This is a genomic window from Embleya sp. NPDC050154 (assembly GCF_044460165.1).
In the GTDB taxonomy this organism is placed as follows: Bacteria; Actinomycetota; Actinomycetes; order Streptomycetales; family Streptomycetaceae; genus Embleya.
In genome coordinates, this window is record NZ_JBITJP010000016.1 from 167726 (window position 1) to 186334 (window position 18609).

At 70.0% G+C, this 18609-nt stretch carries 17 protein-coding genes; 7 read left to right on the plus strand and 10 right to left on the minus strand.

The window, feature by feature from the left end:
• The first annotated feature begins 83 nt into the window (after nucleotides 1-83).
• The 3 genes from ACIBSV_RS30640 (at nucleotide 84) to ACIBSV_RS30650 (ending at nucleotide 3829) form a co-directional block, all read left to right on the plus strand.
• Nucleotides 84-1313, plus strand: a complete 1230-nt coding sequence (locus tag ACIBSV_RS30640) for a lactate racemase domain-containing protein (RefSeq protein WP_395868716.1) — start codon at nucleotides 84-86, stop codon at nucleotides 1311-1313.
• Nucleotides 1310-2545, plus strand: a complete 1236-nt coding sequence (larC, locus tag ACIBSV_RS30645; RefSeq protein ID WP_395868718.1) for a nickel pincer cofactor biosynthesis protein LarC — start codon at nucleotides 1310-1312, stop codon at nucleotides 2543-2545. Before ACIBSV_RS30640 ends, larC begins: the two co-directional genes overlap by 4 nt.
• Before the next feature lie 234 nt (nucleotides 2546-2779).
• Nucleotides 2780-3829 carry a LacI family DNA-binding transcriptional regulator gene (locus ACIBSV_RS30650; protein WP_395868719.1) on the plus strand — a complete coding sequence of 350 codons (1050 nt, stop codon included), beginning with the start codon at nucleotides 2780-2782 and terminating at the stop codon, nucleotides 3827-3829.
• Nucleotides 3830-3988: 159 nt separating this feature from the next.
• Here ACIBSV_RS30650 and ACIBSV_RS30655 read toward each other — a convergent pair whose 3' ends face one another.
• From ACIBSV_RS30655 to ACIBSV_RS30690, 8 genes are all read right to left on the minus strand, one after another.
• Nucleotides 3989-4636, minus strand: a complete 648-nt coding sequence (locus ACIBSV_RS30655) for an SGNH/GDSL hydrolase family protein (protein WP_395868721.1) — start codon at nucleotides 4634-4636, stop codon at nucleotides 3989-3991.
• A gap of 65 nt (nucleotides 4637-4701) precedes the next feature.
• On the minus strand, nucleotides 4702-5562 hold the full coding sequence (locus tag ACIBSV_RS30660) for a sugar phosphate isomerase/epimerase family protein (RefSeq protein ID WP_395868723.1): 861 nt from the start codon (nucleotides 5560-5562) through the stop codon (nucleotides 4702-4704).
• Between the two features lie 163 nt (nucleotides 5563-5725).
• A complete protein-coding gene (locus ACIBSV_RS30665; RefSeq protein WP_395868725.1) occupies nucleotides 5726-7153 on the minus strand; it encodes a polysaccharide lyase 6 family protein in 1428 nt (475 codons plus the stop codon).
• Nucleotides 7154-7185: 32 nt separating this feature from the next.
• The gene (locus tag ACIBSV_RS30670) at nucleotides 7186-8619 is read right to left on the minus strand and encodes a chondroitinase-B domain-containing protein (protein ID WP_395868726.1); all 1434 of its coding nucleotides are present in this window, start codon (nucleotides 8617-8619) and stop codon (nucleotides 7186-7188) included.
• Nucleotides 8620-8670: 51 nt separating this feature from the next.
• Nucleotides 8671-10047 carry an alpha-L-fucosidase gene (locus ACIBSV_RS30675; RefSeq protein WP_395868728.1) on the minus strand — a complete coding sequence of 459 codons (1377 nt, stop codon included), beginning with the start codon at nucleotides 10045-10047 and terminating at the stop codon, nucleotides 8671-8673.
• Nucleotides 10048-10152: 105 nt separating this feature from the next.
• Nucleotides 10153-11019, minus strand: a complete 867-nt coding sequence (locus ACIBSV_RS30680; protein WP_395868730.1) for a carbohydrate ABC transporter permease — start codon at nucleotides 11017-11019, stop codon at nucleotides 10153-10155.
• A complete protein-coding gene (locus ACIBSV_RS30685; protein WP_395868732.1) occupies nucleotides 11016-11987 on the minus strand; it encodes a carbohydrate ABC transporter permease in 972 nt (323 codons plus the stop codon). Before ACIBSV_RS30685 ends, ACIBSV_RS30680 begins: the two co-directional genes overlap by 4 nt.
• Nucleotides 11984-13312 carry an extracellular solute-binding protein gene (locus tag ACIBSV_RS30690; protein ID WP_395868734.1) on the minus strand — a complete coding sequence of 443 codons (1329 nt, stop codon included), beginning with the start codon at nucleotides 13310-13312 and terminating at the stop codon, nucleotides 11984-11986. The genes ACIBSV_RS30685 and ACIBSV_RS30690 overlap by 4 nt, the downstream gene beginning before the upstream one ends.
• Before the next feature lie 522 nt (nucleotides 13313-13834).
• On the opposite strand from ACIBSV_RS30690, the gene ACIBSV_RS30695 reads away from it, so the two are divergent.
• Together ACIBSV_RS30695 and ACIBSV_RS30700 are read left to right on the plus strand one after the other, a co-directional pair.
• A complete protein-coding gene (locus ACIBSV_RS30695) occupies nucleotides 13835-14845 on the plus strand; it encodes a hydroxyacid dehydrogenase (RefSeq protein WP_395868736.1) in 1011 nt (336 codons plus the stop codon).
• A gap of 539 nt (nucleotides 14846-15384) precedes the next feature.
• Nucleotides 15385-15711, plus strand: coding sequence for an ATP-binding cassette domain-containing protein (locus ACIBSV_RS30700; protein WP_395868738.1), 327 nt, complete (start codon nucleotides 15385-15387; stop codon nucleotides 15709-15711).
• On the opposite strand, the gene ACIBSV_RS30705 is transcribed toward ACIBSV_RS30700, so the two are convergent.
• Complete coding sequence (locus ACIBSV_RS30705) at nucleotides 15671-16735, minus strand: penicillin-binding transpeptidase domain-containing protein (RefSeq protein WP_395868740.1); 1065 nt, start codon at nucleotides 16733-16735, stop codon at nucleotides 15671-15673. The two genes, ACIBSV_RS30700 and ACIBSV_RS30705, sit on opposite strands and share 41 nt — an antisense overlap.
• A gap of 275 nt (nucleotides 16736-17010) precedes the next feature.
• Nucleotides 17011-17346, minus strand: coding sequence for a hypothetical protein (locus ACIBSV_RS30710; protein ID WP_395868742.1), 336 nt, complete (start codon nucleotides 17344-17346; stop codon nucleotides 17011-17013).
• On the opposite strand from ACIBSV_RS30710, the gene ACIBSV_RS30715 reads away from it, so the two are divergent.
• Complete coding sequence (locus ACIBSV_RS30715; RefSeq protein ID WP_395868744.1) at nucleotides 17345-17884, plus strand: hypothetical protein; 540 nt, start codon at nucleotides 17345-17347, stop codon at nucleotides 17882-17884. The genes ACIBSV_RS30710 and ACIBSV_RS30715 overlap by 2 nt on opposite strands.
• Nucleotides 17881-18492, plus strand: coding sequence for a nucleotidyltransferase domain-containing protein (locus ACIBSV_RS30720; RefSeq protein ID WP_395868746.1), 612 nt, complete (start codon nucleotides 17881-17883; stop codon nucleotides 18490-18492). Before ACIBSV_RS30715 ends, ACIBSV_RS30720 begins: the two co-directional genes overlap by 4 nt.
• Nucleotides 18493-18609: the final 117 nt, after the last annotated feature.

Genomic DNA, 18609 nt, shown 5'->3' on the forward strand with positions numbered 1-18609 from the left:
CCGTCGGCCCGGCGCGGCAACCGGTTGCCATGTGTTGCCCTGGGCACTTGCACCGCGCCGGACGCCATGGTCCTCTGGCCGCCATGACAGCACAGATCGGTGGGCCGGGCGCGGTCCTTCCCGAGGCCCAGGTGCGAGCCTTCGTCGCCGAACAACTGGCCGACGAGGATCTCGACGGCCGGAGCGTATGCCTGGTGGTACCCGACGGCACCCGCAGTTGCCCGCTTCCGCTGCTGCTCGCCGCGGTGCACGACGCGCTGTACGGCCGGGTCTCCCGGTTGACGGTGCTTGTCGCGTTGGGTACGCACGCGCCGATGGGCGAGGCCGAATTGGCCGCCCACGTCCCGCCGCTGCCGGGCATGACCGTCCTCAACCACGAGTGGTGGAAGCCGTCGACGTTCGCCTCGGTCGGCACCATCGGCGCCGAGCGCGTGGCCGAGTTGTCCGGCGGGCTGCTGCGCCAAGAGGTCGACGTACGCCTCAACCGGGCCGTCGTGGAGCACGACGTGGCCCTGGTCGTCGGCCCGGTCTTCCCGCACGAAGTGGTCGGCTTCTCCGGCGGTGACAAGTACTTCTTCCCCGGCGTCGCGGGCGCCGACATCATCGACCTGTCGCACTGGCTCGGGGCCCTGATCACCAGCGCGGAGATCATCGGAACGCGCGGCATCACCCCGGTCCGCGCGCTGATCCACGAGGCCGCCGCGCTGATCCCGAGCCGCAGGCGCGCGCTGTGCGTCGTGGTCGAATCCGGCACCGGGGCACTGCACTCGATGGCGTACGGGACCCCGGAGGCGGCCTGGTCGGCGGCGGCCGACGTGTCCGCGCAGGTCCACGTCCGCTACCTCGACGCCCCGGTGCGGCGTGTGTTGTCCGTGATCCCGGAGAAGTACGAGGACATCTGGACCGCGGCGAAAGGCTTCTACAAGCTGGAACCGGTCGTCGCGGACGGCGGCGAGGTCATCCTGTACGCGCCGCACGTGCGGACGATCTCCGCGATGCACCCGGAGATCGAGGAGATCGGCTACCACTGCCGCGACTACTTCACCAAGCAGTGGGAGCGCTTCAAGCACCTGCACTGGGGCGTCCTGGCGCACTCCACACACCTGCGCGGCGCGGGTACGTACGACGAAGAGCGCGGCGAGCGCTGCCGGTTGACCGTCACCCTCGCGACCGGCATTCCCGAAGACGTCGTCCGCGGGGCGAACCTCGGCCATCTGGACCCCTCCGCGGTGGACTTCGCGGCGTTCGACGCCGACCCGGACACACTCGTCGTGCCGCAAGCCGGCGAGGTCCTGCATCGGTTGCGCCCATGAGGGCCGCGTGGGTCGATGCGTCCGCCGGCATCGCCGGGGACATGCTGCTCGCCGCCCTCGTCGACGCCGGGGCCGCGTTGAGCACCGTGCGTGCCGCGGTGGAGGCCGTGGTCCCCGGCGAGGTACGCCTCGCACAGACACAGGTCACCCGCGCCGGGATGCGAGCGACGCGGATCCAGGTGACGCCGAGCGACGACGACCACGCACACCGAACGTGGCGTGACGTACGCCGCCTCATCGAGCGGGCGCCCCTGGCCGATCCGGTCCGCGCGTCGGCCCTCGCCGCCTTCGCCCGCCTCGCCGTCGCCGAGGCACACGTACACGGCACCACGACGGAAGAGGTGCACTTCCACGAGGTGGGTGCCTGGGACTCGATCGCAGACGTCGTCGGCGTCTGTGCCGCGCTGCACGACCTCGCCGTGACCGATCTGACGGCAGGTCCCGTGGCGTTGGGCGCCGGCCGCGTCACCACCGCCCACGGCGAACTTCCCGTCCCCGCCCCCGCGGTGGCCGAACTCGCCGCCGAGTGGCAGGTGTTCGCGGGCGCCGAGGGCGAACTCGCCACCCCCACCGGCCTGGCGCTGCTCACCACCCTGGCCCGCGAATGCGCTCCCCTGCCACACCTGCGTCTGGAGCGAACCGGCATCGGGGCCGGCAGCCGCGACACCCCCGGACGCCCCAACGTCACCCGCGTCTTCCTCGGCACCCCGGCCCCCGCCACCACCCTCGACTCCGTCTTCGACGCCACCGAAGCCGTCGTCCTGGAAACCAATATCGACGACCTGGACCCGCGCGCATGGCCCAGCGTCCTCGCATCCCTGATGGAGGCCGGCGCCTCGGACGCCTGGCTGACCCCCATCCTCATGAAGAAGGGCCGCCCCGCGCACACGCTCTCCGTCCTGTGCCCGCCGCAAGGCGCCCAACCCCTCCGTGAAGCCGTCTTCCGCCTCACCACCACCCTGGGCGTACGCGAACGGCCGGTCCGCAAAACCGAACTCCAACGAGGCTGGACCCACGTGGACGTCCTCGGCAGCCGCCTCCCCGTCAAGGTGGGCCACCATTGCGGCAGAATCCTCCAGGCAACCCCCGAGTTCGCCCCCGCCGCCGCCCTCGCCGCCCGTCTCGGCCTCCCCGTCCACGCCGTCCTCGCCGCCACCACCACAGCCGCCCACCAAGCCGGCCTGACCTCCAGCGCCCCCACCCCGCAAACGCTCACCCCCGAACCCGCCTGATTCCGCGCCACCGCCGCGGGCACCTGTCTCGCCCCTCGGCGGGGGACCGCTGTTCGGGCAGCCGGGTGGCCCGCCGCGTAGCCGTTTCGACGACGGCCACGCCGGGGTGACGGCGTCGAACGGAGTACAGTGCGCTGCCTCCCACCCATCCCTTGGGCAGCCATAGGGTCGTCCGATACCGGGTGTCGCCGCCCCAGACCTGCGGCTTTCCCACGAGAACGGAAGTGAGATCGGGTGAGCGAGCGTGACGACGCGCCGACCGCCGCGACCGGCGGGAGCAAGGCACCGACGATCTACGACGTCGCCCGGGCCGCAGGGGTGGCCGCGTCCACCGTGTCCCGGGCGTTCGCCAGGCCGGGCCGGGTCAACGCGGCGACCGCGGAACGCATCCGGCGGGTGGCCGCGGAGCTCGGCTACCGCGTGAATCCGTTGGCGTCGGGACTGCCCACCGGCCGCACCTCGATGCTCGCGCTGGTGGTTTCCGACGTGACCAACCCGTTCTACGCCGAGATCATCCGGGGAGCCGAGTCCGCCGCCGCCGAGGCCGGCTTCGTTCTCCTGCTGATCGACGCCCAGGAGTCCGATCGGGTGGAACGCGCCAGTCTGGAAAGGGCGTTGCCCGCAGTCGAGGGACTCGTACTGGCGGGTACCCGACTGTCGGACTCGGCCATCCGCATGACTGCCAAGCAGCGGCCGGTGGTCGTCCTCAACCGGGATGTCGCCGACGTTCCCAGCATCACCCTCGACAACCCGCACGGCATGTTCGTGACCGCGGAACATCTGGCCCGGTTGGGGCATCGCACGGTGACCTACGTGGCCGGTCCGGAGGCATCCTGGGCGGACGGGATGCGCTTGCGGAGCCTGCGCGAGGCGGCGATCGGGCTGGACATGCGGGTGCAGCGCGTGGGCCCGTTCGCGCCGACGGTCGCAGGCGGTCGCGAAGCCGCCGACGCGCTCCCCCAGGACCTGCCGACCGCCGTCGTGGCCTACAACGACCAACTGGCGATCGGCGCCATGCTCGCTCTCCAGGCGCGCGGCGCCCGAGTTCCCGAGGACGTCAGCGTGGTCGGCTTCGACGACATCTTCCCGACGCGCATCGTCAGGCCCGGGCTGACCACCGTCGCCGCCCCGCTGCGCGCCCAGGGACGGGCTGCCGTCGACGCGCTGCTGTCCTCGCGCGGCAACCCGGCACCGCGCACCGGCAAGCCCATGACCCTGCCGGTAAAGCTGGTCGTCCGCGGCTCGACAACCCAGGCTCGGCGAACCCGGCGTCCGAGTTCGTGAAAAGCGGTACCGGATCGCGGACTTCGTCGACCACCGCTCCATCCGCGGCGGGCCCTGGTGAGAAGAGCCGGCCGGGCGGTGACCGCACCGGATCCAGGGTCTGCACGAACGCGAGCGCGCGCGCATCCGACGCTCCGATCGTGCTGACCCGCGGCGCTGCTACCGCCGTGCGTCCAGGGCCGCGGGAGCGACCTCGGCGAGCCAGGCGTCGGCGATCAACCGATGCCCCAGAGGACTCGGGTGCACGCCGTCCGGGGCCAGCTCCGCCGGCTCCCGGTCCCGCGCCGCGCGGGACAGCACGAGGTCCGCGCGAACCACTCGGGCTCCGTTGTGCGCAGCGGCCCGCAGGACGGCGTCGGTACGCGGCGACAAGTCCTCGAACCAGCGTTCCTGGTCCGGTCCGACCGGAAGCAGGAACGGGGTGATGACGACCAGCCGTGCGGACGACTTCCGCGTGGTGGCCGCGAGCAGGCGGTCGAGGCACGCCTCGAACTCGTCGACCGGACTGGCGAGGTTGCGGTCGTAGCGTCGCCAGGTGTCGTTGATGCCGATCTTGACCGTGACGACAGTGGGTCGGTGGTCCATGACGTCGGTACTCCAGCGGGATTCCAGGTCGTACACGCGGTGGCCGTTGATCCCCCTGTTGACGACGCGGGGGCCGGGTCCGTCGTGCGCCCGCTCGCGCAGAGTCCGCGCGATCTCGCGGACGTATCCCCCGCCGAGAGATGCGGGATCCGCACGGTCTCGGCCCGCGTCGGTGATGGAGTCGCCGATGAACACGAGCGTGTCGTCGTTCTCGAGTGGCATGCCTGCCGTCCTGGCGTCTTGGTGGGTGGGCGGGCGACGGGACATCTCACTCGTGACCCGCCGGATCACGATCGACCGCGTCGGATCGAGGAGGTTTGTGCCGCGGCGCGCCTCAGGGTCTCGGCCTCGCGCGCCAGCACCGCGGGGTCGTCACCGGGGACGAACTCCAGGAGCGCCTCGACGCCCCGGCCCGCCAACAGGTCGAGGGCCGTGGTCCACAGGTCCCGGCGGTCCGCCAGCGGCAGCCGGTTGTTGCCCGGCCACCACGAGAAGACATGTACGGCGGTGACCCGGTCGCCGAGTTCGACGAGCCCCGCCAGCGCCTGCTCGTCGGGGGTGTCCTGCGGCGGCTGCCAGTACGTGCGGACGTTGTCCGCGCCCACCTCGTCCAGCAACCGGACGGTCGAGGCGACGGTGTCGGTGAGCGTTCGACCGTGGAACTCCGGCGCGAGCTCCAGGCCGTGGTCCGCGGCGATCCGGGCCGCCTCCCGCAGGCAGCGCACGGTTTCGTGCCGCTCGTCCGGCAGGGCGGACCGCGATCCGGTTCCGCCCGCCCAGACCCGTACCCGGGGTGCCCCGAGCAGACCGGCGGCCCGGGCGACAGCGGGGAACGCGGCCAACTCGGCGGGAGTGGCGCGAAAGTACGAACCGTACGAGCAACAGACCAGCCCGTGGCGGTCGGAGACCTCACGGACCGCGCGGACCGTGTCGGGCTCCCCCGCGGGCGCGTGCACGTCCGCTCCCCACTCGATCACCTCCAGGCCCGCGTCGGCCGCGCGTCGCGCGACCTCGGCGGCGGGCAGCCGGCGGAAGGTGACCGAGCACAGGCCCAGACGGGTCCGTCCGCCCCCCGCTGTGTCCGTCGGCCCGGCCGGCGGGCGGAGCGGGGAGCGGTCCGCCGCACTCCGGGTGCTGTCCTCGGTCATGGCCCTGCCTTCCTGCGGTCGGCCTGCGGATGGTCTGCGATCGCCCTGTGGGGGGTCCGACGCGGTCCGCCCGCACGGGGGTCGGGCGGACCGGGTCGGATGGACCGGCGGAGTCGGGTGGACGGACCGGTCAGGCGTGCGGCGCCCCGCCACCGGTGGTCGCTCAGGGGGCGTTCGGGCCCACGTCCGCGGCGGTGAGGGGGTGCCGGAGTGCGGGCGTCGTCGCGTACTCGTCGGCGCCGATGTCCCGTACGCTGCCGCGCTGGTCCCCGTCGATGTCGTCGGCCAGGACTATGCCGCCCAGCGTGGCCGCGCCGATCGCCGGGCTGCTCGCCGTCAGCCGCAGAACACCGTCCGTGCCCTGACTGAGCCGGGGGTCGGCCCGGATGAAGCTTCCGGCGGGGATGTTGCCGTTGGCGGCCGCTCCCCACAGCAGGTTGCTCTGCCAGGTGAAGCCGGAGGTGGCTCCCATGGCGACGAGGCTGCCGGAGTCGCCGACCAGCAGGTTGTCGGCGATGGTCACGTCCTGCGGTTCGAACGCCCGCGTCTCGCCCGACAGCATGCCGGCGTTGTTGATCAGGGAGTTGTGCGCGATCACCGCGCGGTCGCAGGCGTCGTTGCCCCGCCGCTGGGTCTCCGTCTCACTCGGGGTGTGGTCACGGGTGCTGCCGCTGCCGACCACCAGGGCCCGGCCGGACAGCCCGCTGAGGTAGTTGTTGACGATCACATGGTCGTTGCCGTAGATCCGTACCCCGTCGATGCCGCCGATCAGGTAGTTTCCCTCCACCGTCGAACCGTTGCCGTGTCGCAGCACGATGCCGCCGCGGCTGTCGCGGATGGTGTTGTACCGGATGGTGTTGCCCGAGGACTTCACCGAGATGGCCTCGGGGTCGCCGTCGCAGCGCTCGAACAGGTTGTACTCCACCTTTCCGCCGGCGTCGGCCAGGGCCCGGCCGCTGACGCCGAAGCGGATGGGCTCGCCGCCGTTGTCCCCGGTGAAGCTGTGGTCGGAGAAGTGGTTGCGGAAGATCTGCACGTTCTGGGCCATGTCGGTCTTGCCGGGACCGTCGACGACGATGAAGATGCCCGTGGTGGTCTTGTTGTGGAAATGGTTCCGGTCGATCTTCGTGTCGTTCGCCCGGACGACGACCCAATACGGATCGCCGCTGTCCGCGAACTGGAAGTCGTTGCGAGTCAGCCGGATCGCCGAGCAGGTCGTCGGGATCTCGAGCGTGGTGCTCTGCCGGAAGGCGAAGCCGCTGATGACGATGTTGCTCGAATTGCCGAGCACGAAGCCGCGTGCGCCCCGCAGCACCACACCGCCGCGCGTCTTCGACACGATGGTGATGGGTGCGGCGCTCGTGCCGTTCTTGCCGGAGATGTTGATCGAGCCGCCCGAGGGGACCGTATAGGTTCCGTCGGCGACGACGATCCGGTCACCGGGTGCGGCGCCGTTGATCGCGCTCTGCAGCGCCGCGAGGGAGGAGACCGGGATATCGGCCGCCGATGCGCTGCCCGACAGCGAGGTGGTGAGGGGTACCGCGGCAAGTGCGGCCACGGCCGAGCTCTTGAGGAACGTGCGTCGTTGCATGATGCCTCCTGGATCGAAGTGGGCGGGAGCGCTCAGTGGGCCCGGGGACCGACGTCGGCAGGCGTCAGGGGTCCGCGCCTCGGAGGCCGGCGGAAGTATTCGTGCGCGCCCACGTCCGGCGTCCTGGTGCGGGGCTGTCCGTCGATGTCGTGCGTGATGCGCGGCCGGCGCGGCGTGCCGGCGTCGATGGCGGGGCTGCCGGCGGCCGGGCGGGCGATGCCGTACGCGTCCTTCACCAGCTTCGGGTCGACCCGGGTACCGCCCCCGGCGGGGATGTTGCCGTCCGCGGCGGCGCCCCACAGGAGATTGCCCGTCCAGGTGAAGCGCACGGTGTTGGCCATGGCGACCAGTTGGCCCGTGTCCGCGACGAGCAGGTTGTCGGCGACGGTGACGTCGCGCGGCTCGTGCGGGCGCTGGCTCTCGCCGGAGATCGTGCCGCCGTTGTTCACCAGGGTGTTGTGGGCGATCAGGATGCGGTCGGGGGCGTCGTTGCCGCGGCGCGCCTCGGGCGTCTCGCCGGGCAGGTGATCGCGCTCCGATCCGCTGCCGATCACCAGGGCGCGCCCGGCCAGGCCGGAGAGGTGGTTGTTGACGATCACATGGTCGTTGCCATAGATCCGCACGCCTTCGGTGCCGTCGATGAAGTGGTTGGCCTCCACCCGGTTGCGGTTGCCGTGCCGCAGTACGATCCCGCCGAAACTGTTGCGGATGGTGTTGTACCGGATGGTGTTGTCCGAACTCTTCACCGAGATCGCTTCGGGGTCCCCGTTGGCCCGCTCGAACAGGTTGTACTCGACGATCGCGTGGGCGCTGGACAGGGCGCGGGGGCTGACGCCCAGCCGGATCGGTTCGCCGCCGTTGGAGCCGGTGAAGGTGTGGTCGGAGAAGTAGTTGCGGTACACGTGGACGCGCTGGGCCATTTCCTCGGTGTTCGCGCCCTCGATGCCGAGGTAGATGCCGAGGGTGCTCTTGCCGTGGAAGTGGTTGTGGTCGACCGTGCTGTCGTCCGCGCGCACCATCACCCAGTGCACGCCCTCGATGTCGGCCAGGTGGATGTCGTTGCGGGTGAGTCTGATGTGCGAGCAGTCCGGGGGGATGTCCAGGGTGTTCCGCTGCCGGAAGGAGAAGCCGCCGAGGGTGATGTGGCACGACGCTTCGAGGACGAAGCTGTGCTCGCCTTCCAGGATGACGCCGCCCTGCGTCCGGGCCGCGATGGTGATGGGCGCGCGCCCGGTGCCCTTCTTGTTCCGAATGGTGAGCGGGCGGTCCGAGGGGACGGTGTAGGTCCCGTCGGCCACCACGATCCGGTCGCCGGGTCGTGCCCGGTCGATCGCGGCCTGCAGCTCGTCCAGTGTGCGGACGGCCCTGGGGGCCGCGCTCGCGCTCGCGGTCAGCGCTCCGCCGACGGGGGCGGCGGCCAGCGCCACCCCTGCCGCGGTACCCATCAGGAACGTGCGGCGTTGCATGGTGCCTCCGTGAGGATGTGGTGGAGGTACGGACGGTGTTCCGGCCTGTGATCAGCCGGCGGTCGGGGTGTCCCGGGTGGTGTCCTCGGCGTCCTGGGTCGCCTGGGCGTCCAGGAACAGTTCGATGACGGGTACGGGGGTGTCGGGGCGCCCGACCGGGATCTGGAGCGTCAGCGTTCCGGCGGGCTGGCCGCCCATCTCGGTGTTGACCGCGGGACGGTCCGGGTCGATGTGGACCGGGATGATCTCGGACGCGTCGTTGAGCAGTTGGGCGTAGCGCACCCGGCCGGCCAGGCCCGGTAGGTGCAGGTGACGCATCGGCCAGGCGAACAGGTGCACGTAGAGCCGGTCGCCGCGTTGGGTGTACCGGCATTCGGCGGGGGCGGTGTACGAGGAGGGGCCGCAGTCGCGAATCGACCGCTCGTGCAGGTGCATCCACCGGCCGATCTCGTCGAGGATCGCGGTGTCGCGCGGGTCGAGCGCGCCACGACCGTCGGGCCCCACGTTGAGCAGCAGGTTGCCGCCCTTGGACACCCCGTCGACGAGCATGCGGATCAGCAGGTCCGGACTCTTGTGGTCCAGGTTGTCCCGGTCGTAGCCCCAGCTGCCGTTGAGCGTCTGGCAGGCTTCCCACAGCACGGGTCGCCCGTTCTCGGTCATGGGACCGGACGGCTGGTACTGCTCGGGGGTGACGAAGTCCCCGGGAAGGCCGGTCCGATCGTTGACGAGGACGTGCGGTTGCAGTTCGCGAATCGTCCGCAGGAGCTGCGGGGAGTCCCAGTCGTCGGGTCCCTTGCCGCCCCACCACGAGCGCTCGGCATACGAGAAGTCGAAGAACAGGTAGTCGATCCGTCCGAACGAGGTCAGCAGTTCGCGGACCTGGCCGTGCAGATAGCGCTGGTACTCGCGGATGTCCCGGTCGGCGTTGGCGACCTTGAACGCCTCGTCGTCGCGCTGTGGATGCGTGCCGTCCACGGGGAAGGACGGGTGGTGCCAGTCGATCAGCGAGTAGTAGAGACCGACCTTGAGCCCCTCGGCGCGGCACGCCTCGACGAACGGCCCCACGAGGTCACGGCCGTGCGGGGTGTTGGTGACCTTGTACTCGGTGAGGGCGCTGTCCCACAGGCAGAAGCCGTCGTGGTGCTTGGTGGTGAGCACGACGTACCGCATGCCCGCGGCCTTGGCCGCCCTGGCCCACTCGGCGGGGTCGTAGCGGTCGGGGTCGAAGTGGTCGAAGTACACCTGGTACTGCTCGTCGGTCAGTTCCTCGCGGTTCTTCACCCACTCGTGCCGTGCGGCGAGGGAGTACAGACCCCAGTGCACGAACATGCCGAACCGGGCGGTGGTGAACCAGTTCGTCTCCGGGCCTGCCTCGGGACCCGGGGTCGCGGACGGACGCGCCTGCGGGGTGTCAGCGCTCGCGGTCATGGGGAATCGCTCTTTCTCGTCGGCCGTCGGCGCGCGGTGGCTTTTGGGTGCGCGTCGGGCTGGTCGTACGGGAGGGGGTGGGGGCGGAGCCGACGGGTGTGCGGGTCAGCCCTTGAGTGCCCCGGAGGACAGGCCGCTGACGAAGGACCGCTGGAAGAACAGGAAGACGATCACCGAGGGCAGCAGCGCCAGCAGCGAGGCCGCCATCACCACGCCGGGGGTCACGGCCGGGTCGATCCGCAGGGTTCGCAGCGCCAGCGGCAGCGTGTACGAGGAGGAGTCGGTGGCCACGAGCAGGGGCAGCAGGTACTGGTCCCAGATCATCGTGAAGCCGAAGACCCCGATGACGCCGAGCGCGGGCTTGCACATCGGCAGGATGATCTGGGCGAAGATCCGGAAGTCCCCGGCGCCGTCGATTCGCGCAGCCTCCTCGAGTTCGCGCGGCACGTCCTTCATGAACTCGGTCATCACCAGGATGGAGAATCCCCAGGCGCCGAGCGGGACGATCATGCCGGCGAGGGTGCCGATGAGGTTGAAGTGCACGACCGGCAGGTCGGAAAGAATGACGGACAGCGGGAGGGCCAGGATCTCCTCGGGCAGCATCAGCGTCGCCAGGATGGCGACGAGCGCCAGTGTCATTCCCGGGAAGACTTTCCTGGCCAGCGCGTATCCGGCCAGGACGGAGACGGACACCTGGAGCAGCAGCCCGAAGCCGACGACGAAGAAGGAGTTCAGCAGATACTTGAGCACCCCTTGGTCGAAGGCTATGTCGAAGTTCTCCAACGTGAAGCCCGAGGGCACGATGCTCAGCTGCGTCGGGTCCTTGATGTCGCCGAAGGCGCCGACGAGCAGGGCCAGCAGCGGACCCGCGAACATGGTCAGGACCACGAGGTAGACGACGGCCTTCAGAATCCGTCCGCCGATGCTGCGGCTCTCGGTCAGGCCCAGCGCGGTTTCGGTCGACTCGCTCACTTGCTCTCCCTCCGCCGCAGCAGTTGGACGATGACGGTCAGGATCAGCGTCGCGACGAACAGCAGGACCGCTCCCGCCGCACCGACACCGAGCCGGTTCTGCTCGAGCCCGAGCTTGTAGATGAGGGTCATGACGACCTCGGTGGAGCCGTTGGGCCCGCCGTTGGTCAGCAGGAACACCTCGGTGAACACGCGCAGTCCGCGAATCGCGGCGAGGATGAACAGGATCGAGAACACCGAACGCAGCCCGGGCACCGTCACGTACCGCACCCGCTGCCACCGGGAGGCACCGTCGACCCTGGCCGCCTCGTACAGACCGCGGTCCACACTCGTCAGACCGGCGAGGAAGATCATCATGTCGTAGGGGGCGCCGCGCCAGATGCCGGTGACCATGATGGAGGCCATCGAGGTGTCGGGGTCGTTGATGAACCCCGACGGGCCCATTCCCGCCAGAGCGAGAATGGAGTTGAGCATGCCGTCGCCGGTCGGGTGGTACATGATCCGCCACAGTTCGGCGACCACCGCCATCGGCACCACCACCGGAAGGAACGCGGCGGAGCGCACGAATCCCAGTCGACGGCTCTGCCCCTCCATCAGCAGGGCCAGTGCGAAGCCGAGCGCCATCGCACCGAAGGTCTGGCCGACGGCGAGGACGATCGTGTGCCAGACGGCCTCGCGGAACCCGTGGGACTGCAACACCGTGCTGTAGTTGTCGGTGCCGACCCACCGGTTTCCCAGGTAGGGCTGAACCTCCTGGAAGGACATGGTCACCGCGTTGACCATGGGGATGAACTTGAAGTACAGGGAGAGGATCAGCGCCGGGGCGAGGAACAGCCAGGGCGTCCACCACCGTCCTCCTCTGCGGCCGCGCGCCCGGCGGTCGGCGGCCCCGCCGACCCGACGGCCCGCTTCTCGCGGGGCGGAGCCGCTCGCCGACTTGGCGGCCGGCTCCGCCTGGTCGAGGCTCATGACGCGGCGATCCCCTGCTCCTTGAGGATGTCGGCGAGCTGCTTGTCGAGCTCACGCATCTTGGCGTTGATGTCGAGGCCGCAGTCCGCCATCAGCGCGTTCACCGCGTCCGCCGTCACCTGCCGCACCGGCGTCCAGTTCGGGATGGCGGGCGCGTACCGCCCGGAGTCCTGGTACGCCTGGGCGTAGGTCTTCCAGCGAGGGTCGGGGCGGATCTGGGAGATGTCCACGGTGGTGTTGACCGGAATCTGCACGGTGTAGCCGGTGGTGCCCTCCATCCCCTTCTTCTGGCCTTCGACGGAAACCGCGAAGCCGGCGAAGGCGTCCTGGCCGGCCCGGTTGTCGGAGCCGGCCATCAGGTAGATGGAGCTGCCCTCGGCGAGGACGGTGGCGTCCTTCGGCCCCTTGGGCATCGGCACGACCTCGTACTTGTCCGCGCCGAGGGACTTGTCGAAGCGGGGCAGCAGGTACGGGCCGACGACGTACATGCCGGCCTTGCCCGCCTCGAACGTCTCGTTCGTCGGCGGGGTGTCCATGGTCACGGCGCCGGGCTGGATGGCCTTGGCCTTGCACCCCAGGTCGCGGAACCACTGCATGGCCTGCACGGACGCAGTGGTGGTCATCGCCGGCTTGTACTTGCCCTTGCCTGCCTCGGTGATGAAGTCGCCGCCTGCGGCCCAGAGGAAGTTGGAGAAGTACCAGGAGGCGTAGCCGCGCTTGGTGGACAGCGGAGCGGCGAGCCCGGCGGTGTTGTTCTTGCCGTCACCGTCGGGGTCCTGGGTGGTGAAGGCGGCGGCCATCGCGGCGAAGTCGTCCCAGGTCCGCGGGACGTCGAGCTTCAGCTTCTCGCGCCAGTCCTTGCGGATCAGCAGCGCGGACGCCTGCGCGGAAAACGGGAGTCCGTACTGCTTGCCGTCCAGGCTCTTCCCGGACTCCAGTCCCTGTCCGATAATCTGCTTGTTGTCCTTGATCTTGCCCAGGTCGATCTCCCGGAGCAGACCTTGGCTGTGCATGGTTCCGATCTGCGTCACGTCGTTCATGACGATGTCGGGAAGCTTCTTCTGGGCGGCCCGCTGCTGCAATTTGGTCTCGAAGTCGTCGAAGATGGCCGTGACCTCGACCTTGAAGCCCGTGGCCTTCTCGAACGCCGCGGCGAGCTCCAGCGCGCCCTTCTCCCCCGGTCCGCCCGGCGTCGTCCTGGTCCAGAGCTCGAGGGGCGCCTTGGAGTCCTGCTTGGCATCCACTCCCGCAGGCCCGGATGTACAGCTGGTGAGGATCAGTGCCGAGGCGAGGGCCCCCGCACCGATCCATCGCGATCTCTGCATGACAACTCCTGTTTCAGCCGCATCACGTGGCCTGGAAAGCGCTTGCCAGGACGGTAACCGGGTCCGATTCAAACGGTCAATAGTCCGATGAATACAAAAGATTTGGCGACCGACGAGAGCGCTCCTCCGGCGCACTCCCGCACCCCTCTCCCACGTGATCCGACGGACGGGATCGACGACCCGAGACCGATAAATAGCCTCTTACTCGGGCAAGTTGGGCATCGATGGGAACGACCCTTCACCCCAGGGCGCGTCCCACTCTCCACAACAGCCACCCGAACGAAGAAGATCGGGCATCCAAGGTCATGGCGATGACATTTCAATGATCCGATGTATGGTTCCTGCGAGCTACGGGCCGGACAACGCACAGGCCACACCGATCCGCGACGTTCGGTCGGACGCTTGCCATCACACCCGAGCAGGGACCGCCGACCGACCGGCCGACGGTCCACATCCGATCAGGAACCGCCGACCGTCCGGCCGACGGTCCACCACCGCACAGGCCGAGGAGACCACCCCGACATGAACGAACCGGCCACCGCACCGACAGCCCTGTTGGTCATGGAGGAAGAACGCCGGGCCGACGTCTACCCGCCCGAAGTGCTGGCCGAGATCGGCCGGCTCGTGCACTGGCAGGGTCCGCCCCTCACCCGGCACGAGCTCGACGCGGACCCCGATGCGCTGCGGACCGTCGACCTTCTGCTCACGGGCTGGGGCGCACCCGTCCTCGATGGCGCCCTCCTGTCACGTGCCCCTCGCCTGCGGGCCGTTCTCGTCGCGGCGGGATCCGTCCGGCACCTGACCACACCCGCCTTCTGGGAGCGCGACATCCCGATCGTCTCCGCCGCCGCGGCCAATGCCGTTCCGGTGGCGGAGTTCACCCTCGCCCATGTCCTCCTCGGACTGAAGCAGGCCCACCGCATCGAGCGGGAGATGGCGCAGAGCCGCCGCTTCCCCACCGACCCCGACGTCCCGGGCGCCTACCGGTCACGGGTGGGCCTGTTGGGACTCGGGCACATCGGCCGGCTCGTCGCCGCCCACCTCGCCCGCTTCGACGTCGAGGTCCTCGCCGCGGATCCCGTCGCCTCCCCGGAAACCGCCCGGCGCGCGGGAGTCCGGCTGATCTCCACCGAGGAACTCTTCGCCACCTGTCACGTCGTCAGCCTCCACGCACCGCTTCTGCCCGAGACCCGCGGCTCGATCGGGGCACGGCTGCTGAACTCCATGGGGCCGGGCGCGACACTGATCAACACCGCGCGGGGCGCACTGATCGACGAGACCGCCGCCGCGCAGGTCCTGCGTGCCAGGCCCGACCTCACCGCCGTACTCGACGTAACACACCCCGAACCCCCGGTCCCCGACTCGCCCCTGTTCACCCTCCCCAACGTCGTCCTGACACCCCACCTGGCCGGCGCCCTGGGCGCCGAACGTCACCGCCTCGGACAGCTCGTACTCGACGAACTCCGCCTTCTCACCCAGAACCGGCCGCTCCGGCACGCCATCGACCCCGCCCGCGCCGCCTCGCTCGCCTGACACCGCCAGGCACTGTCGACAAGGCTCCTTTCCTCGGGAACCCTCGATCGGCGACGTCACGCAAGATCATGCTGTACCGCGTGCCAGGGTCCGGGCAAGACTGCTCGGCACCCGCTTCCACCAGGTCACAGCCACGGGCATCACGTCATCGAACGTGAGTGAGACGTCGGCGAGGGTTGCGAGACGTCGGGCCCGCGGCAAACACCTCTCGGCCCCGGACCCGCCCTGCGGACTCGTCGGACCGGGCGCCGCAGTGGGCTCTCGGCGAGCCGGGGTCGCCGACACCCGGCTGCCGCGGCCGGCGCGCGGAACAGAGACCCTCGCGAAGTGGTCTTCCCATCGACACCGACGGCGGGCCGCGTTTCCCCCCCGGACGGTTCGAGCCCACCACCCCGGCCGCGAACCGTACGGCAAGGCTCGGGTATGCCTGGGCATCCCCGGGATCCGGTTGCCTCCCGGCGTGTTCCGCGACCGACGTGCCGGTGGATTCGTCCCACCGCTCGGCGAGGTCCGCGGGGCGGCGAAAGGGAGTCGCGACCATGGGCGGTGATACGCGGTGGAAGTCGGAGCGCTCCGAGGCGGCGTGCGCCGCCGGGCCGCGTCCCGACCCTGTGGTGGTACAGCTCGACCGCGCGGTCAAGACGTACGGCGCAGGTTCCGCACGGGTGCGAGCCCTCGACGGAGTGGATCTCTCGCTCGCGGCCGGGACCTGGACCGCGGTGATGGGACCGTCGGGATCGGGCAAGTCGACGCTGTTGCACTGCGCCGCGGGGCTGGACACCCTCGACGCGGGACGTGTGCGGTGGCGGAACGCTTCGCCCGCGATCACCGCGTGGGCGCCACCGCCGTCAGGAAATCGCGGATGATGGGGCCGGCGGCACCGGAACCCGACGCACCGCCCTCGACGTAGACGGCTACAGCGATGTTGCCGCGGAAGGCGACCATCCAGCCGTTGGTGGCGTCACCGACCTCGGCGGTTCCGGTCTTGGCACCGACGCCGGACATGCCGCGGAAGACGTCCTTGGCCGCGCCGGTGGTTGCGCAGTCGATCATCATGGTCCTGATGGAGCTGCTGACGCCATTCGGAAGCTTGGCCTTGACGGTATGGACATCCATGCCGCGTTCGAGAATCGGTTGATGGAACTCGCCCGTGACGGCCGTGGCCACGACGGAGGCCATGGTCAGAGGGTTCATCTTCAACGCGCCCTGCCCGATCATCTGGGCGGCCTTGTCGTTCTCGCCGGTCGCGGCGGGAACCACGCCGTCCACGGTGCCCTGGCCGGCGGCAACCTTCCAGGCGTTGCTGTTGAGCCCGAAGTACTTGGTGGAGAAGTCGGCAAGTTCGCGGTCACCGATCTTCCCGCGCAGGTCGATGAGCGCGGTGTTGCACGAGCGGGAGAAGACTTCGCGGAACGTTGCCTTCGGTATGGACATGCCGCCGACATTGTGGAAGTTCTGACCGTTGACCGTGGAGTTCGCCGGACACGGCGCACTCGCGTTCGGCGACACCACCCCCTTGCTCAGCAGCAACGACGACGTCACGATCTTGAACGTCGAACCGGGAGCGACCGCACCCGACATACCCGCCTGTCGATGCACCGTCGATACGATCTCCCCATTGCGCATGTCGAGCGCCACCAGGGAAGCGGCCGAGTTCTGCCCGACTGCCCGCACGGCGGCGTCCTGGAGCGCGGGGACGAGCGTGGACGATCCCGGTCCCGAGGTGGGCGGGGCCGAGGACGGCCGCACCGTGGGCGCCGCCGAGGACACGGTCGGGGGCGGCGCCGAGGAAACGGCCGCCGGTGCGCTCCTGTCGGGGGTCTGCGAGGCCGCCACCGTTGCTTTGTCGTCGGACAGCACGCCGCAACCGGTGGCCAGCGTGGTCAGCACGACACCCACGGCCGCCACGCCACTCGGGCGAAATCTGTGGGTCCATCCGTGGCGACGCCGGTCAATGATGATCATGCCGCTCAGTACAGCGGAGAAAATCTCGCGGGTCCAAGACAAGTATCGGCCTGAAACCGATAAGGAATTGGCTATCACCCCTGGTCGTGGACCCGATGGTGCACTGTCCTCCCGTGTCGCGGACCGGAGAAACGCGGGGTACGTCGCGTACGGCATCGTCTCGTACAGCCGCCCGGCAGGTGGACGCCGACCGTCGCGCCTCAGGAACCGAGCACCGCGCGGATCCGTGCCGCGGTTCCGCGCGGGCGAAAGACGTATCCGTTGTGGCCGCCGGGAAACGTCTCCAGGGGTGTCCCCGGTTCGCCGGCGAGCATCGCGGCGCACGTGTGCGGCCAGACGTGGCCCGAGTTCTCACCGGCGGCGGACACGACACGGCTGGGTGAGCCCTTGAGCGCGGCCACGTCGAGGACGTGCGCCCTGATGGCCGGCATGTCGTGCGCGAGGAGGACCTCCGCGTTCCGCAGGTGGTCGGGCCCCGGAGCGCGTGCCGGGACGTCCGGCTCACAGTCGTTCGGGTCGATGTCGATGTACAGCATGCGGCTCGAACAGGGCCGCGGACCCCAGCCCTCGGTCCAGGTGCTCGCCGCGCTGGCGGGCGCGCTGCGGCTGACCGAGGACGAGCGGGACCACCTGTACCTGCTCGCCGGGCACCGCCCGCCGGAGGGCGCGCGGGCCGGGGAGTACCTGCGGCCCGGCCTGCGGTACCTCCTCGACCGCCTGGAGGACGTGCCCGTGCAGGTGGTGAGCGGTCTGGGCGACCTGCCGGCGCAGAACGACCTGGCGCTCGCGCTGTTCGGGTGCGTGTGCAGGGTGGCCGAACAGGAACGCAACATCGTGCTGGGCTGGTTCACCGACCCCGACGCAGCACCGGCACGACACCCACGCGACGGACGTGACCGCACCGTAGGTCCGGGAACGCCTTGCCGGCTGCGGATCATTCGTGGCGTTTGCCAGGACGCAGAGCTCCCCACAGCGAGGGGCGGCCCCTGCCGGCGTATCGCTCGCGCCGCGCACCCGACTCCTACAGGCCATCGGCACCTCGAAGCAGCCTACGGAACAGGATGGACGGCATGACCCACGAGCACACCCCCTTGAACAGGTGGGATCCCGCGCCCCTTGCCGAGGTCGCCGACCGGTTCCGCGACCTGAAGACCCCCTGGTGGGTGGCGGGTGGCTTCGCCATCGAACTCGCGGTGGGCCACCGCGTCCGAGGTCACGGCGACGTTGACGTCCTGCTGCTGCGGCGCGACCAACTCGCCGTGCAACAGGCTCTACCGGACTGGAAGTGGTGGGCCGCCGATCCACCGGGAAATCTGCGCCCGTGGGCATCCGGCGAGGCTCTTCCCGAGGGCGTTCACGATATCTGGTGCCAGCCGGCACCGGGCGAACCCTGGCGCATCCAGGTCATGCTCGACGAAGCCGATGACCAGGAGTGGGTGTCACGCCGGGATCCGCGAGTACGTCGACCGATCGACACGCTCGGCCTGATCTCCGCCGACGGTATCCCCTACCTCGCACCGGAGGTGCAACTCTTCTACAAGGCCACGGAGCCACGACCCAAGGACGAAGCGGACCTCGACGCGGCCCTGCCCACACTCACCGACGATCAGCGGCACTGGCTCGTCCGCGCCATCACTCGGACTTACGGACCGCATCCGTGGGCGGACCGGCTGATGCGGTAACGCCGGCCGCAGCTACGGCACTTGGCCAGGTGGAACGCGGCAAGCGGACCCGCCTGCCCCCCAGCCCCGCACCGCGACGGGTCGCGACGCATCGCCCGGTCCGGGCCGCCGGACCTC